Origin of the sequence: Sulfolobus islandicus Y.N.15.51, assembly GCF_000022485.1 — an archaeon.
Lineage (GTDB): Archaea > Thermoproteota > Thermoprotei_A > Sulfolobales > Sulfolobaceae > Saccharolobus > Saccharolobus islandicus.
Window position 1 is genome coordinate 1,916,062 of the sequence record NC_012623.1, and the last position, 15,937, is coordinate 1,931,998.

The window sequence follows — 15,937 nt, forward strand, 5'->3', positions numbered from 1 at the left end:
GGGGGCGGAAAGCCTCGCCTCTCTCGGTAGACCCAAAATCACCTCCTTGAAAATAAATCTATAGTGTAAATAAGTGTTTCAATTATATTAAATGTAAAATTCTCTGGATTGAATAAATCAGGAAATAAAAGAATTAATAATAATCTAAACTCCTCTCTCCCCACCTCCCCCTTGAATATGGTATATAAGGAGTAGAGTACAAGGGCCAGCACGAAGATCAACGTGCGAAAAACAAACTTAGTAGAACCAGTAAATGGAAGAAAAGCCTTAATGTTCCTATAAGAGGTCTCTATGGGACCTCTTACCTTATTATACAAATCCAACACTTCCCTCTTGGATAGGTCGAGGTTTGTAGCCCTAGCAAAATAAACAAGACTCTTTCTCCTCACTTCTTCCTTGCTGTACACGAGAAGCCTGAACTTGACCTGCTCATCCCTCCTATGCCTCTTACTATTAGTCTTGTAATCCCCGTCAAACTCCTCATAAACCTTAACGTCCCCAACAGGCACAGCAACTATATACTTGAACTGCGAAACGAAGTTGAGCACGTCAATCGTGTAGAAACCAGCGTCAAGAGTTATCAACCTTATCTTGAACCCCATCGCGACGACTTGCTCCACGAGGCCTTCACGATCTCTTCCTTAGTCATCCCCTTGACTTGAGTGACGAAGGCCAGTAGGAGCACTTTCCCATTAAACTTTGTCGTCGCAGTTGCGTAGTTCCAAGAGTTTCCCTCCTCCGAACTCCCGAGCCCTCCCACCGGTCTCCCGTACCAAGTCTTGGTTGTCCAGTCTATTGAAAGATCTATCTCGTTGACTCCCTTCAGTACCTTCAAGGATATCTTCCTGGCGCTTTCCAAGAGTTTCTCAATAACTTCCACCCCTTGCTCCTCCACGTAATTCCTCACGGTCTGTGGGGATACGTCATACGCCCTCGACTTGCTTTCCACCGAATCGTTCCATAAACACGCTGAGATGAGGGTTCTCGCCACCTCTTCCCCTTTCTTTCCCTTGAAGTTCAGCATGGAAAGTAATTTATATCCTATTTGTTGAATGTTATTTTGGTGAGGGAGACCGGGTGTTACCATCTCACTAACTCACGTGGTAATACTCAATCTCCCTCACCTTAAACCCTTTCTTCAATTGAATTCTTTATACTCTTATAAATTTCTTTATCTTTTATAAATTCGATATTATCCTATCAGAAATATTTTTTCTAATATGATTTTGGGTCTACCGTGTCTGGGAGGACCCTCATGAGGTTCCTAACCATGTGTGTTATACAGAGCTGGTGTTGAGAGGAGGGAAAGAGCGTGGACACGACGCGATCGAGTCCAGAGAAGTCATCGCTCACGATTACGTCAACCCTGCTGACTCCCCTGCTTACGAGTCCGCTCAAGAAGGACTTCCAACCGTCCAAGTCCTCCCTATCCCTAACTTCGTAGTCCAAGACGAACTTATTCCCTTCTAAGTCAACTCCTATGGCAATGTAAATGGCTCTCTCCATGATCGACTCGCTGATTCTGACCTTTACGATCTTCACATCGATGTAAAGGGCTAGGAGATCGTGAGGTAGTTCGCGGCTCTTGTATTCCTTGAGTTTGTTGGATATTCTCTCGGCAACCCGATTCATTACGATCTCACTATACGGTATTCCCTTGGCTGCTAACACGGCCTTGACTTGACTTGGAGTCATGCCTGATAGAACGAGCTGCTGGAGGAAGTCCTCGTAATCTGGGCTGGTCCTCTCGTACTTCTCCGGAAGGATCTTGGGTCTGAAGCCACCCTTTCTGGTTCTCGGTACTCTGAGTCTTAATACTCCGTCTCCGGTTCCCAGATATCTGAAGTAGGTCCCGTTCTTGTGGTCGTCCTCAACTTGCAAGTAGGCTTCTCTCTCTTCCATCATGGCCTCTTGCAAGATTATCTCCTCTATTTCCCTTAGGCTAACTCCTTCTTTGATTGCCTTTCTTATCTTTTCTCTTATTTCTTCCATTACCTTCATGGTATTACTCTCCCTTATGGTATTACCCCTTCCGGGGTTATTTTTACTTTTTGTCATTATTTTTCACCTTTTGCTACCACAACTATAACTGGTAGCCCCTCGCAGTTGCGTAGTTCCAAGAGTTTCCCTCCTCCGAACTCCCGAGCCCTCCCACCGGTCTCCCGTACCAAGTCTTGGTTGTCCAGTCTATTGAGAGGTCTATCTCCTTGACTCCCTTCAGTACCTTCAAGAGAGTGTCCAGAATGCAAATAATTCAATAAATATAATGTGATAGAAAAACAATATTATAACTAGTTGAGAATAGAAGTCAATTATATCTTTCAATATGAGGGAAGATTAATATTTTATTGTAATATAAAATAACTTATAGTTGAGAAAAAATGAATTTCAAACATACCCCATATTATTCTAGTTAACCCTAGCCTAGGGTTAACTAGAGAGTTTGACAAATTCCTCTTGCGGAACTTTTGCTAACACGGAAGTGTAAATCAAGGAATTGTAAATTATTCCAATAACGTAAACAAAAACCTCAACCATATCCTTGTTAATAGCGTAAGGTCTCCAATACCTCTTCAAGAAAATACCAAAGAATTCAACATAACGTCTAAAACTAGAAAAACCAATTATCCAAGTTGAGGGCATTCCCAAGAAACCCCTATCAACAACCTTATAACCACTCATACCAAAACCAACCTTATTATCGGGAAAGTTTGCAAACTCAACTTGAATTGCGTGAAGAATCATGGTTGGGGAAATAGCATATAAAACCTTGAAGCCGAAGAAACTCCTACCCCTCTTCTTCGCAAACTCACCCTTAAATCTACGATGAATCTTAGCCCTCATATAGTAGTAAATTAAGTTTGCTGCTTCCCTAAACTTTCCTTGTCTCAAGTTGAGTTCTAGCTTTTTCTTTAATGTCTCCTTGTTTCTCTTTCCGAAGGGTACTTCGATTATGTTGGAATCTATTGCCCAGAGTTTGTTAACTTTGCCGTATAAGGCACTACTTGGCAAGTAGTTTTCTAGTTTGCTTAGCTTTTCCTCAAGTTCTTTTGCGTATTCCTTGAATGCTTTCTTTATTTCTCCCCTAAGTTTCTTTGCCCTTCTGTGGTTTTCGGATTTTGACTTGCGTTCTCCTAGAAACCATCTTACTACAATGTCCGTGTAATAGTATGCTTCTACATCTCTGTAGGAGCATTGCCATATCATCATGACGATGAGTACTCTAAGTATGTATAGGTCTAGTGATGATAGTGCTTTTGAGGTGATTAGTATGTAGTGCATTTTCAAAAGAGTTTTATGCCTTGATGATAGTTTATCATAGGGGACCGGGAGATTGTAGTATTCTATCCAAGGTTTCATATCTCCCAATCCTTGTACTACGTCTTCCCGGTCCCCTTTAAGTATTACTCAAGATTTTACTCCAAGTGAAAATTCAAAATTTCTCAAGAGTTTATGCTTTCTTTTGAGTTATTATCTATAAACTTATACATAGATTTATTGAATTATTTACACTTGGGATGCTCTCTCGACTTGCTTTCCACCGAATCGTTCCATAAACACGCTGAGATGAGGGTTCTCGCCACCTCTTCCCCTTTCTTTCCCTTGAAGTTCAGCATGGAAAGTAATTTATATCCTATTTGTTGTAAGTTGTTTTGGTGAGGGAGTACCGGTGTTACCATCTCACTTACTCACGTGGTAATACTACATCTCCCTCACCTTAAACCTTTCTTCAACTGAATTCTTAATACTCATATAAATCCTGTTATCTATCATGAATCGATATTATTCTGTCAGAATTATTTTTCATAATACGATTTTGGGTCTACCGGACTGTGGGAGGGATAAGCAGTTTCAAAGGGACTAGAGCTAGGCGATGATCCTTCTTGACTGCGAATCGATGGTGGAACGATGACCCTCACTGTCATGGGACAGACGTAGTTTACTATTTCTTGCTAGGAATTCTACAAGAGGACTGTAAATCTTAAATTGCTAGTTATTTTTGATTATTTCAAAATATCGTATTGATTAGTTTTGCATAAGTGGTAAAATTAAATAGGATAAGTTATGCTAGGGTAAGCACTACTCCTTATAACTAAGATGTCACCAAGCACTTTTGAGTATTAAATATTAGCCAGTTAAGAATTTGTTCATAAAAATCGAGAAAAGCAAAATCATCCTAACTGCTTTTCCACATTTTCAATACAATCGCACTTTCCATCAGTATAACTTACACAAATATCGTCTCCGCATTTCCAAAGGAACGTCACGTTCTGCTCAAAACCGCCGTGAGCTATTAGATTCCTTTTATCCGCTGAGCATATGCGAGGCAAGTTAGTGCTAAGGATTTTCGCGTAAAGCGTTGGAGAGTTAGGAATTTCATTCTTTTTATCCTCTATTCTGCTAATTTCGTTTAAAATAACATATTTTACTGAGTCTGAAGTTGAATAATTATCAGCCATTCTGCGAATTTCACTTATTTTATTACTACCTTGAGCTATATGATTAGAAACCTTAAGTAACGAATGTATATAACTTATCTCAATAGGAATATTTTCGTCGTAAATTACTTTACCATTCTCAAAATTTAACTGTACCGCGAAGTTGTTGAAGTCTAATTTTCCGAGAATGTTCTCTACAACGTTCAAACAGCTATTAATCTCGTTCTTCTTTAATATTAAATAGAGGAATATTCCAGCGGATAAGGCATTAACGATGTAGTAAATGAAATCTGCATTACATGAGCTAGTATTTACATTCTCTGAGTTTGCTTTATTACGTATCACTTTAAACACCTTATTTTTTATTACGTTTTTGCTCTCACTTGAAAGGAAAGGCGACAAAATTGACGATAAAGCTTGTCTCACAGTAATTTTCTCAGAGTATATATCATCTATTGCATAAGGACCTTGATTACCTTTAGTTACGGGTTCAGAATTATATATTGTTAAATTGACTCCGTTCTTATTGTTTTCCACGATGTAAGTATATGTAGCAAGCCTTATTGCGTCTGTGGCCAACAAAGGCATGTAGTTTATTCCGTGAGTAATATCTATGTAAATTTCGTCCGGTTTATTATCTTCAAGGATTTTTAACGAATTAAAGTATATGAAATTGAAATAAAGGGTGTTTTTCCTATCCTTTTGAATGAACCTCGTACCGTAAATGTTTGGAGCAATTAATAGGTCGAATTCATTACCCAGCTTTTGAGCCACTTTTTGTGTTACAGAATCTTTACAACATTTATAATCATTACAGTTAGTATCACACAAGCTTAGCCCGGCGTAAACTACTAATTTATCAATTTTCAATGCTTGAGATATTGCAATAAAGGAAGCGTTAGTATTATATGGCCCTTTCCCATTTACTAAATACTCTACGCTAACGTACCCTGAAGGATCTCCTATAGGTGCAAAAAGAATCTTCATGAAGTAAAATAGCAAAAATCCTTTTAAAATATTTTCCGATCATGCTTTCTAACGAACTTAATTTGTTTTTCTTTGTCTGCGATCCTTGTAGCGAGAACTGCTATTGATAACGATATTTTACCTTCCTCTAACAATTTCTTTACTTCATCTGGAAGCTTTAATGCTACTGCGATTCTTTGAGATACCCATGCAGTGCTCTTACCTAACTTCTTTGCAACATCGGTTTCCGATAAACCGTAATTGTTTATCAGTTTTAAGATAGCTTGTGCTTCATCTATGGGATCCATCTGTTTCCTCTGAATGTTGTTCGTTATCGAATATACTAAAGCGTCAACGTCATTTAAGTTAACGATATTGGCTTCTATGTCTTTCCATCCTAATTTTTTAGCAGCGGCATATCTATGTAAACCATCTATTATTTTATATTTACCGTCTTTTGCAGGCCTTACTATTATCGGTGTTAAAAGCCCAATTTCCTTCATACTCTCTTTTAACTCGTTTACAAATTCGTCATCAATTTTTATCCTAGCAAGAATTTTATCGTTAATAATTATGGAATCAAGAGGTATTCTCATTCTTATTCACTCTCCTAAATTTCACGGTTAAAACATCATTATATAACGAGAACTCCTCAATCTTAACGTATTCCCAATTATCGGGTATAATTGAGCCTAAAGATAGTTGTTTTGAATTACCTATTTTTCTAACTTTTAAGATACGCATAAATATTTTTAGGTAGATGACTTTATAGCTATTTTTGTTTATAGTAAAGTATTACTATTAGGGATTTCTTTATTATTTTCCCAGTCAACTGGGCATTTATATTTAAACTTTTTGCATAAAGCTTATATATGTGTTCCCAATTGACTGGGAATGAAATGCTTAACTTATATGAAATAATTAACAAAATGTTAAATGAACATGAGAAAGCTATGCTCAAAATAATATATTCTAAGAACGGTTTAAGTACAAAGGAGATATTGGAGTCATTTGGCTCCCATACTTTAGGATATAAGGCTCTTAATGGGCTTGAAGAAAAAGGTTTAATAATAAGAGTGAAAGGAAAACAAAGAACGCTAAATATATTTTTAACAGATTATGGTAAGATGGTTTATCAGTTATTATATGCAGACGAACGCAAACAACATGAAAACCAAAGCCTAAAAAGCGAACAACTTACAAAACCTAAAATAACATGGATATCGATAGATAATGAAAAGTATATAACTGGTGACGATTTCTTTAAATGTTATGAGTGGTGCGAAAGCCAGGGAAAGCATAAGGATGATTTTGATAAATGTATAAAGAAATGTGTTGGAATCTAATTTTTATTTCTCAGTCATCATACATTATTATTTACTACTACTAAGAGTTCTGAGAATGAAAAACAGAAGAGTGAAAGTGTAGGCCCAGGGTGCTTTTCTGCTTTTATTGTGTAAAAAGCCCTTCTTTCTCTTCATAAAAAGTTATACATAGTCAAACATTTACCCGAGGTACTCTGGACTCTCGAAGCTAAATAATAAATTTTAGAAGATGACATATTCTCCATGACTAAAACTAATAAGAGTTATAGCAACCAGGTGATAGGTAATATAGCTCTTTATTATACGGCATACATTCTTTCTCGTCATGAATGGAATGTGCTGCCTACTTCTAGAAATACAAGAGGCGTTGATATTGTAATATATAGTCAGGATGGAACGAAAATGCATACTATTCAAGTTAAGGGACTATTTAAACGAAATCCGGTTCCCTTCGGGTCGAATTTGAATAATCTAATTGCAGAATTTTATGTTATAGTTTTGCTGAATGAACTTAAGAGTGAACCGTGGGCTTTTGTACTTAAGAAAGAGAATATAATTGAGAAATTAGTAAAGAGGGATAAGAATAGAAAAGTAAGCTATTGGCTTAACGATAGGAAGTTTTTATCAGAATTTAAGGATAAATGGGATATTATAGGTTACGGATATTAAATAAATTTTTATAGTAATCTTTATTTTTTAGAATATTTCTTGATTAGATTCGAGCAGACTTTATCATTTGTACAGTTCACAAATTGCATAGGTAATGTATTCTTAAATAGCCGGTTCTCAGTACTGACCAAAACTGGTACCGTAGTATAGCCCTTACCCCACAACTTGCTCCTACCTAACACCTTAGCCATACTAGTAACTCTACTAGTAAACTTACTGGTAATATTATATAAACCTAACGCGAGCGTAGAGGGTAATACCACTTAACTCCCCAGTTTGCTAAGAAAAATTCAACTAACATGCGTAAATAGTAGATGCAAATATATATTAGCTGTTATGTAATATAGCATAGGGTATTTAAGTCTTTGGGGTAATGAATTTTGGCCTTAAATGAGATTGAAATTAAGAAAGACAATGATGAGCAGGATGATACATTATCTATTATCAATAATTTATTGCATAGGAGAAGGTCTGAAGCTGCAAAGAAGGCTCACGAAACTATAAGAAAGAGAAAGATCGCTAAAAATATGACTATACATTTTACTTTAGATAATTTTGAGTTTGATAAAGACGTTAGAAAAGTTTCCTTTGGAGAATATGAGATAAGGCCACCATTGATTAAACCTTCAAAATTGACTTACGTTGAGAAGGGCGGAGTAGGAAAAGAACTTAGTGATGGTTGGGCAATTAATTTTGCTATCGGCTGTATTCACGCTTGCCCCTTCTGTTATGTTGATAATATCCATAAGAGGTTCAGTTTTGCGAGAGTAGGTAACATAGTACAAAGACCGTGGGGAATGTACTTCTTAAAACCTAAGAACATTGACGAGACAATAGAAAAGACACCATGGAAAAAATGGAGAGGAAAATTGGTTATGATGTCCTCAACTCACGATCCTTATTTGCCCCAACTTTACCCAATTCCTAGGAAGATCCTTGAGAAAGCCTTACCAGCGGGAGTTAGGTTCTTGATTCAAACAAGGTCAATGTTGGTGCTTAAAGACCTTGATTTACTTTCAAAATACAAGAACCAAGTAATCCTACAAGTTTCGATAGCTACTTTGAACGAGAAGTTTGCTTCAATTATTGAACCCAGGGCACCTCCACCTAAAGCTAGGCTAGAGGTTTTAAGGAAGGCTAAAGAGGCAGGACTAAAAGTAGGAGTAATAGTAGCGCCAGTGTTTCCTCCTAACAAGGTAAGGGGGGAAATAGAAGAAGATTTAGACGGGATAATGAAAGAGCTTGCGGATATAGGTGTGAATCAAGTTTTTGGTGAAATGCTTCACGAGAGAGGTATGAATATGGAGTATATAGAATCGTTATTAGGAGAGAAGATAACTATTGATAAAGAGAATGATGAGAAATTAGGCAAGATATTTACGATATTGCTTGCAAAATATCGCCTAAAAGGCAGATGGTGGTATGAGCGTTTTTAACTTTCAGCTAGGGGTTTGGGCTTCATTAAATTTTCATGAATTTGTATCCAATTCTCAGCCCTTGGGCTTCAACAGAGCCACTTCCGTTACCCCTCCGCTCCTTTAGCGGGATAACCCCAACCCACACCCCTCACGGATGTGGGGAAACCCGCACATCTTTTATTCACCGTCACACCTTTCGGGAAAACCCATCCACGTCTGGTGTAACTTTACTCATATTAACCATTAAAGTATATAAACTTCACGGTTTATCGAAAACTGTTGACTACGGCTTAAAGAAATCATCTATACGTCCACCTTTACCGTGTATTTGATCCAGGATATTCAGTACGATTTTACCATTATATTTAGTTGTTATATTATTTGCAAATTCTACTATCCCTTTTACCCACGGCGCACCAGATTTTGTAGACCTAACCCTAAGCACTAATTCGTATCTGGGACTATTGTTCACATCTCTTATTTCTGCGGTGGCTTCTATAAGTTTTCCAAACTGAGTAAACAGTATATCACGTGCTTTCTCAGGATCCTGTACATTAGATAATGTTGGCAAGTATTGTTCGAGCCTCTTTAAGGATACAGAGTCCCCATTTTGGGCCTTTCCTAGTAATCTATACACTCATTCACTTTGATTAAGAATAACGTCTATGCTTTTAGATCTAGATAGCATTTTTGATAAATCACCAAGACTTATTTCCATCCCTTCTGGGTCTACGAAGAGGATACCGTAATCTCTTTGATTTATTTCATTAGCTATATCATCAATTTTCTTATTTATGTCTCCTTTTATTAACTTAATATCCGTTGCAAGATTTAACTCCTCTTTAATTAGATTTAACCTTCGATATAATAACGAGAATTTGTTCTCATCAATCTCCACACCTATTATCTTACTGAAACTTGTTCCAGAACGCGACTTAAATATTAATGCTAGTAGTGATGAACCTAAAGACACGTACTCAGTATCCTTTATACTTACTAATCCACTTCCAGCAAAAGTATCGATAAATACATAATTTTTAAAGTAGTTTTTAGCTATTTCTAGTGCTATGTCAAAGTAATACTTAAGATATGCTAGCTTTAACAAAGTGTGCGGACCATAAGATACGTCCTCATTAGTTATCCATAGATTATTATTTTTAAGAATTTCTCGAACTCGCTTAGTGTAGCTGTCGGCGAAAGTAAGATATTCCAATATTGGTCTAATTCTATCATATGGCTCCTTCTTTTTCTTCTTTTTGTTTAGCATTTAATAGTAAGTGTTAATGTTTACCTTTAAATATTTTAACCTTACTAGCTACGGAAATACGAGTTTTGTTCTAGGGAGATGTATTCTATTCTGGTTATAACTACTACTAAGAGTTTGAGAAGTGGAAAAGATTAAGTGAAAGCTTAAGGCCCAGGGTAGTAATGAAGTATGTAAGGCCTTCTTTCTTTTCATAAAATTTTTCTAAAAATAAAAGTAAAAATTCAATTAGTTATAATTTAGCGTAAAATTAGCCTAAGTAAAAAGTCGTAAAATTGAAAGTAGTGTAAGAACGTTTGTTTTTGTTTTTATTTTTTGTGGAAGTTTAAGTAGTACTGACTTCCTTATATAAAACATATTAGTCAGATCTGAGTAATACAGATCTGACTGGGGTGTAGGCCGTTGACTTCCTTGGGCTTAAAGCTCGACGGGGAGCTTGGCCTCCTCCAATTCGAACCGGAAGTTGGGCAAAAAGCCCGAATAAAACATAAGGGTGAGTATAATTGGAGGCCCCAGTCGCAGGAATAGATGTATCAAAAGATAAATTAATTATGTATTTTCAAGGTAAACTCTACGAGTTTCCTAATGATAGGCAAGGGTTTGAGGAGATAAGGAAGATCTTGCCTAAGGGTTGCAAAGTGGGTATTGAGAGTACTGGAGTTTACCACGTTAACCTAGCAAAGTACTTGAATAATGAGTATGATGTTAGGATCATTAATCCCTTTATTCTCAAGAAGTTCAAGGGTTTTAGGGGTAAGAAGAGTGATAAGAATGATGCTAAAAAGCTTGCGGAATTAGTTGTAAGTATGGGTAGTGGGTTTACAACAAGTGATGCTAGGGAGTTGACTAGCCAATGGGATTTTGTTACTAGGAGTATTGCTAGGGTTAAGAATAGGTTGAGGAGGGATTTGGTACTTTTAGGCTATAGGGATAGTTTGTCTAAGAAAAACTTGGAGGAGGTTTTGAGGGGTGGGGATAGTATTGTCTTGGCTGAGGTTTCTTTTGGAGGAGCTTGAGAGGCTTAAAACTAGGAAGAGGGAGATTGAGAAAGAGCTTGAGAATGTTGTTTCCAAGGATAGTTTGATTTTCACTATTCCCGGTATTGGTAAAACCTTGGGTTGTATTATTTTGGCTAGGGTTGGTGATGTTAGGCGCTTTAGTGATAAGAAGAGGTTTGTTGCTTATTGTGGTCTTGTTGTTGAGTCTAGTGGTAAGAGTGTTGTCTCAAGGGGTATTTCTAAAAAAGGTGATGCTGTTTTGAGGAGGGCTTTTTACCTGGCAGCTTTGACTGCCATTAAGGTTAATCCTGTTATCAAGCGTTTTTATGAGGAGCACAAGGGTAGGTTAAAGGGTAAGAAGTTGATTACTGCTTGTGCAAGGAAATTGGCTGTTATTACTTGGGCTGTGCTGTATTATAATAAGCCCTTTGATGCTAGTGAGTAAAGCAGGTTTCATCACTTGCGTAAGTAGTGTGGACTATGCTCGATTTTTCATGGAAAGGTTTTTATACCGGAAGCTTCCCGACCTGGAAGGGCGAGGGTTCCCCTCATCGATTCGGGTTTACATCTCTCATTTGAGGGGCAGTCGAGAGGGTCAGAGACCCCCTCCCATTTAAATTCATGATTGCAATAACGTCACGATCATTCTCATAACCACATGAGCACTTAAACCAACGATGAGAAACCTCAACCATCCTTTTACCGCATTTTGGGCATGAAACAGAAGAATAACTAGGATTAACAAACTCAACAGTCATTCCACGCTTCTTAGCTTGCCAAGAAATCCAGTACTGCAAACGACGATACTGCATAAGATACAACTTATCCCTAAACTCCTTAGATAGCTTTTCCACGCTCTTAATAAGGTTCTTAAGACTCTCCAATTTGATGACGTTAACACCCATTCTCTTTGCTACATCAACAATCCACTTCCCCACTTTCCTAGCAAAGTCCTCCATAATCCTCCTAGCCTTTAGATGGAAAGAACGAACTCTATACAAGATCCTCTTATTCTCCCTCCACCTCCTTGGATACTTCTTCAGCAACCTCTCGGCTAACGACTTCCAGTGGTGAACTTCCTCAAGGCGAGTTGGGATCCTAACGTAGTTCTTATCGTCCTTCCCTACAACTACCTCAGCCATGTTTATATCTACGGCAATACTTTCCTTTGGCTCAACCTTCTGCTCCTCTTTCTCAAAAACAACTTTAAGGAAAGCCTTATCATCCCTGATCACTAACCTAGCCTCCTTCATCTTCCAACCCATGTACTCCTTGAGGTTTCTAGGATAACCTAAGATTGAAAGTTCGCCAACACTCACAATCCTAACAGTCATTGCTTCGAAGTCCACATTATAACTTGCCCTCGGTGTTAACCATACCGTAGGTCTGTACACTCTAGGAAAACGTCCTCTTCTAGGATTATTATACCAACCCTTGTACGTCGCTAGAGCTTCCCTATAGCAATCCTCAGCAACCTTTGATGGTAGATTGTACTCCTCCCTTAACTTCTCGTACAACGCCTCGTGGACTTTCGAAAGCACTCCCTTCTCTTCCGGGTTCGGGACATTTTCTTTCAACCAAAATAGGGTGAAACGGAGTGCCTTAACGTAGTTGTTCACGAGGACTAGGAGGGGTTCAGAGAGGGCGATCTTCATTGAAACAGTTGCTCTGATCGCTTTAACCCTCCTAGCCATTAATGAAATTTTGACAAAGAAGTATTTAAATATAGGGGGCTATCCATCCCCTGGCGAGGCTTTCCGCCCCCTTAACCCCCTTTCTTTGTAAAGAAATTAATAGTACAATGATATAACGACGATATTCACACAAAAGTACCTCTGGATTGAAATTATTTACCTAGAAAATAATTCAATAAAACTATGATAGAAAAAGAAGTCTAAATAGAAAATTTACAAAATATTTCCTTCTTTAAAGTATTTTGCTAACTGAAGCCTAAAGACGGTATAATAAAACCTAAGTAATTAGAGCGACTTTCAGTTCATTAAATTCGTCAGCTACTTTTAAAAAATCAGTATCCTTAGTCACTAGAGTTAAATCTCTATTGATAGCTTGGGCGGATATTAATATATCGAAATATCCTATCAACTTTCCCTTATCTCTTAATCTCTTGTATATCCTTGAAGCAATAATGGAATCTTTTTTATTAAGACCTATTACATTAAATGCTGACAAAAAGTCGAGGATTTTATTTTCCTCAACTTTGCCGAGTAATACTTCAAAAATTGTTAATGTACTAACATAAAAATCTTCAGAATTGGAAATAATTTCCTTTACCTTTGCATTACCTTTCAAATATTCAATAATTGCTGAGCTTTCTATTAATACTTTCATCAGTTATCTTCCTCACTTCTTTGATTTCTTTCATAATCTCTTCTGCTTCCTCTTCATTAAGAATTCCGAAATACTTCTCCAATTTCCTCCTCCTCAAGGTTAGAGATTCTTCTATAAGTTCCTCAATTATTTCACTAAAGCTTTTGTCCCCTTTTATTTCTACCAATTTCTTATAGACGTCGTCCCTTATCATTATCGTTTTCATATATGATGTATACATACTATAGGTAAATAAACCTTGTGGAGAATTTGCTTACAGAAAGTCTAGCCAAGTTGCATCTGACCTCTCTTCTAAATTCTCAATAATTCCAGCTCGACTGTGAGTAAAGCTTGTTATACTTCAGCCCTTAATTGAGGAGTAATTTCGATAGTGTCGTCGTTAAGCTACAAATTCTGGGATTAACCTTCTCTCCCATAAGACTAGGGCTATGGAGTACATCATGGTGCGAATGCTCCTATTTACTGCCTTCGTTGCTCTCTTGAATCTAATTAGCCTATCCCTTAATGAGGAATGAAAGGGCTCGTTCGGGTTAACTGGCGAGACAACCGTGTGGTCTTTCAACCAGAAGTACAAGTTATAATCATCGCTCACCCATCTACCCTCGTCAGGCAAATACTTTTTGACCTCAAGGAAAGTACTCTCATCCCTATCCCCCACAGAGTAAATGAGGTAAACTCCCAGCTTCGTGTACACGTAACAAGTGAAAACCCACTTGTAAAAAGCCCTAGCATTCTTGTACAAGTAAGTCCACATCTCATCAACAACCTTAGCAACAACCTTACCCTTGACCAGCTCCTTAGCCCTACCCCACAACTCAACCAACTTCTCATGCTTTTTCCTACCATAACGCTTAATCCAAGTGAAAACAGTACCAAGAGGTACGTTAAGCACCCTAGAAATAGCCCTCATACTCATACCATTAGCATACATTCTCAAAGCCTCCTCCCTCAACTTCCTAGAATGATGATGATAACTAGCATCACCCAAGAAGTACTTACCACAATCCCTACACAAAAACTTCTGCCTACCCAAAGGCCTACCACACTTAACAACATGATGACTACCACAAGAGGGACAAGAAACGTCTTGCCTAAATACAGGCTTCCTACCCATAAGTAATACTCGTTATACAAATATAAATAACTTAACGACGACACTACCGGATGAATTCTACATTAAACGTTTAATTAAAAGTAAGTTTAATATTATTTATGAGAAAAATTGAAGTAACCTACAACTTACTTTCTATGTAAATTAAACTATGCTATAGAATAATAAAGAGAAACATATTTATTGAACAATTTCCAATTTAATAGCATGTCTTCAATAAGATGGGGAGGACTCAGAGGAGAAGATGCAGTAGCAATTTATTTTGAATCTAAAGGATACATTGTTTGTAGAAATTGTTTTGTATACTTCAGCCAAGGTAAGGTTACTTCAGTTAAATGTAACTGTAATAATAAAGAATTTCAAGATGGAATAACTAATTCACTCAAAGGTAAGAACTGGTTTGTATATAATGGTCGACCTCAAAATCAGTACGAAATAGATGTATTAGCTGCCAATAGTACCTTTTTTGGCTATAATGTGTATGCGGTAGAAGTTAAGGATTGGCAAAATAGATCAGTGAGTTGTAATGAATTTTGTTATCATTATTATAAAGCTAATCATTTCATTCACAGTCTTGGCATCCCATTAAATGAATATTATATATTATTTGCATTAGCAGGAGATTCTAATATAGCTGGATGTAGGTGTGACCAAAATGAGATATTTATAAAATCTTATGACGTAATAAATACAATAAATCCAAAGATAACTTTATATAATTTATATTCAAGATAAATTTCACCTAAAATACTGTTAATATAATAAATACATCAAAAATTAATAATCTTTTTTATAAAGAGTAAGTTAAACAATAGTTCTTGCTATATAGAACGCCAGAAAGTTTTTGCATTGTCATTCCCCATAGGCTCTTTAACGAATTTCATTATAGCGGCTAAGAAGTCGTTGAGGCCTTTCCTCATCCTTTCATTGCTTAACGGAGGTTTGGTTTTGTTTACATCTTTCCTCCTAATCCCCAGACTAGGTATTATTGGCGGGGCGATTTCTCAAGTGATAGTTTCCTTAATCTCATCTTCCTTCGTGTTGGTTTACGCTTTGAAGGAGAAAACTTTCGTCTTGGATAGAAGGGAGAGTGCGCTACTGACAGCTATGCCTTTAATAGCTTTTTATGAGGTTTTCGTAGACCCTCCCTATTTGGACTTCTTGTTATTGCTGTCCGGTTTTTATCCTCTTTAAGTCCTTTAAAGTGATTTCTTTAGAGGACGTGAAGTTGATTGAATCGTTTTTGCCTTCTAAGTTGAAGTTTATAGCGTCTTTGCTAAAGCTGATTATTTGAGTGAGGGAAAAAGGTGATAAGTAATTAATGAGTATTGATACTACTTAAACTAGGTGTGTTACCGACGCATAGAAGCGTTTTACGTTAGTAATTCCATGAAGTTC

15 protein-coding genes and 7 pseudogenes are annotated in these 15,937 nt (G+C 37.1%); 6 read left to right on the forward strand and 16 right to left on the reverse strand.

The features are described from left to right. Positions 1-38: 38 nt before the first annotated feature. From YN1551_RS10455 to YN1551_RS17105, 8 genes and pseudogenes are all read right to left on the reverse strand, one after another. A pseudogene (locus YN1551_RS10455) lies at positions 39-1,087 on the reverse strand (ISH3 family transposase). A 152-nt stretch (positions 1,088-1,239) separates the two neighbouring features. Next, positions 1,240-2,058: pseudogene (locus YN1551_RS16040) on the reverse strand (IS256-like element ISC1332 family transposase); the annotation flags it as partial. Between the two features lie 43 nt (positions 2,059-2,101). Next, positions 2,102-2,230 (reverse strand): annotated as a pseudogene (locus YN1551_RS16665) (ISH3 family transposase); the annotation flags it as partial. A gap of 200 nt (positions 2,231-2,430) precedes the next feature. Next, a complete protein-coding gene (locus YN1551_RS10470; RefSeq protein WP_012715708.1) occupies positions 2,431-3,360 on the reverse strand; it encodes a transposase in 930 nt (309 codons plus the stop codon). 158 nt (positions 3,361-3,518) lie between these two features. Further along, positions 3,519-3,680, reverse strand: a pseudogene (locus YN1551_RS16045) (DUF4322 domain-containing protein); the annotation flags it as partial. A gap of 492 nt (positions 3,681-4,172) precedes the next feature. Further along, on the reverse strand, positions 4,173-5,426 hold the full coding sequence (csx1, locus tag YN1551_RS10475) for a CRISPR-associated CARF protein Csx1 (RefSeq protein ID WP_012717764.1): 1,254 nt from the start codon (positions 5,424-5,426) through the stop codon (positions 4,173-4,175). A 23-nt stretch (positions 5,427-5,449) separates the two neighbouring features. Further along, on the reverse strand, positions 5,450-6,001 hold the full coding sequence (locus YN1551_RS10480; protein ID WP_012717765.1) for a ParB/RepB/Spo0J family partition protein: 552 nt from the start codon (positions 5,999-6,001) through the stop codon (positions 5,450-5,452). After that, on the reverse strand, positions 5,985-6,149 hold the full coding sequence (locus YN1551_RS17105; protein ID WP_187146876.1) for a hypothetical protein: 165 nt from the start codon (positions 6,147-6,149) through the stop codon (positions 5,985-5,987). The genes YN1551_RS10480 and YN1551_RS17105 overlap by 17 nt, the downstream gene beginning before the upstream one ends. Positions 6,150-6,304: 155 nt before the next feature. On the opposite strand from YN1551_RS17105, the gene YN1551_RS10485 reads away from it, so the two are divergent. Continuing rightward, entirely contained in the window at positions 6,305-6,751 is a 447-nt protein-coding gene (locus YN1551_RS10485) for a helix-turn-helix domain-containing protein (RefSeq protein ID WP_012717766.1), read from the forward strand. A gap of 222 nt (positions 6,752-6,973) precedes the next feature. Continuing rightward, a complete protein-coding gene (locus YN1551_RS10490) occupies positions 6,974-7,399 on the forward strand; it encodes a hypothetical protein (protein WP_048052344.1) in 426 nt (141 codons plus the stop codon). Between the two features lie 20 nt (positions 7,400-7,419). On the opposite strand, the gene YN1551_RS16670 is transcribed toward YN1551_RS10490, so the two are convergent. Then, positions 7,420-7,662 carry a hypothetical protein gene (locus YN1551_RS16670; protein ID WP_012717768.1) on the reverse strand — a complete coding sequence of 81 codons (243 nt, stop codon included), beginning with the start codon at positions 7,660-7,662 and terminating at the stop codon, positions 7,420-7,422. 117 nt (positions 7,663-7,779) lie between these two features. Here YN1551_RS16670 and YN1551_RS10495 point away from each other — a divergent pair, with 117 nt between their 5' ends. Further along, positions 7,780-8,835, forward strand: a complete 1,056-nt coding sequence (locus YN1551_RS10495) for an SPL family radical SAM protein (protein ID WP_012717769.1) — start codon at positions 7,780-7,782, stop codon at positions 8,833-8,835. 25 nt (positions 8,836-8,860) lie between these two features. Here the strand turns inward: YN1551_RS10495 and YN1551_RS17575 are convergent. The 3 genes and pseudogenes from YN1551_RS17575 to tcmP all read right to left on the reverse strand — a co-directional run. Then, positions 8,861-8,994: pseudogene (locus YN1551_RS17575) on the reverse strand (RNA-guided endonuclease TnpB family protein); the annotation flags it as partial. A gap of 106 nt (positions 8,995-9,100) precedes the next feature. Beyond that, positions 9,101-9,289, reverse strand: a complete 189-nt coding sequence (locus YN1551_RS17580) for a hypothetical protein (RefSeq protein ID WP_238527820.1) — start codon at positions 9,287-9,289, stop codon at positions 9,101-9,103. A gap of 165 nt (positions 9,290-9,454) precedes the next feature. Continuing rightward, a complete protein-coding gene (gene tcmP, locus YN1551_RS10505) occupies positions 9,455-10,084 on the reverse strand; it encodes a three-Cys-motif partner protein TcmP (protein WP_048052346.1) in 630 nt (209 codons plus the stop codon). Between the two features lie 500 nt (positions 10,085-10,584). On the opposite strand from tcmP, the pseudogene YN1551_RS10510 reads away from it, so the two are divergent. Then, positions 10,585-11,524, forward strand: a pseudogene (locus YN1551_RS10510) (IS110 family RNA-guided transposase). Positions 11,525-11,627: 103 nt separating this feature from the next. Here YN1551_RS10510 and YN1551_RS10515 read toward each other — a convergent pair. The 4 genes from YN1551_RS10515 to YN1551_RS10530 all read right to left on the reverse strand — a co-directional run bounded on the left by YN1551_RS10515 (position 11,628) and on the right by YN1551_RS10530 (position 14,542). Continuing rightward, the gene (locus tag YN1551_RS10515; RefSeq protein WP_012717770.1) at positions 11,628-12,773 is read right to left on the reverse strand and encodes an RNA-guided endonuclease TnpB family protein; all 1,146 of its coding nucleotides are present in this window, start codon (positions 12,771-12,773) and stop codon (positions 11,628-11,630) included. 277 nt (positions 12,774-13,050) lie between these two features. After that, positions 13,051-13,428, reverse strand: a complete 378-nt coding sequence (locus YN1551_RS10520; protein WP_009989379.1) for a type II toxin-antitoxin system VapC family toxin — start codon at positions 13,426-13,428, stop codon at positions 13,051-13,053. Beyond that, on the reverse strand, positions 13,394-13,648 hold the full coding sequence (locus YN1551_RS10525; RefSeq protein WP_009989377.1) for an antitoxin VapB family protein: 255 nt from the start codon (positions 13,646-13,648) through the stop codon (positions 13,394-13,396). The genes YN1551_RS10520 and YN1551_RS10525 overlap by 35 nt, the downstream gene beginning before the upstream one ends. A gap of 159 nt (positions 13,649-13,807) precedes the next feature. Beyond that, the gene (locus tag YN1551_RS10530) at positions 13,808-14,542 is read right to left on the reverse strand and encodes an IS1-like element ISC796 family transposase (RefSeq protein WP_012717432.1); all 735 of its coding nucleotides are present in this window, start codon (positions 14,540-14,542) and stop codon (positions 13,808-13,810) included. A 204-nt stretch (positions 14,543-14,746) separates the two neighbouring features. Here YN1551_RS10530 and YN1551_RS10535 point away from each other — a divergent pair, with 204 nt between their 5' ends. Next, a complete protein-coding gene (locus tag YN1551_RS10535) occupies positions 14,747-15,274 on the forward strand; it encodes a hypothetical protein (RefSeq protein ID WP_012717771.1) in 528 nt (175 codons plus the stop codon). A gap of 114 nt (positions 15,275-15,388) precedes the next feature. After that, positions 15,389-15,833 (forward strand): annotated as a pseudogene (locus YN1551_RS15520) (lipopolysaccharide biosynthesis protein); the annotation flags it as partial. Positions 15,834-15,937 lie beyond the last annotated feature (104 nt).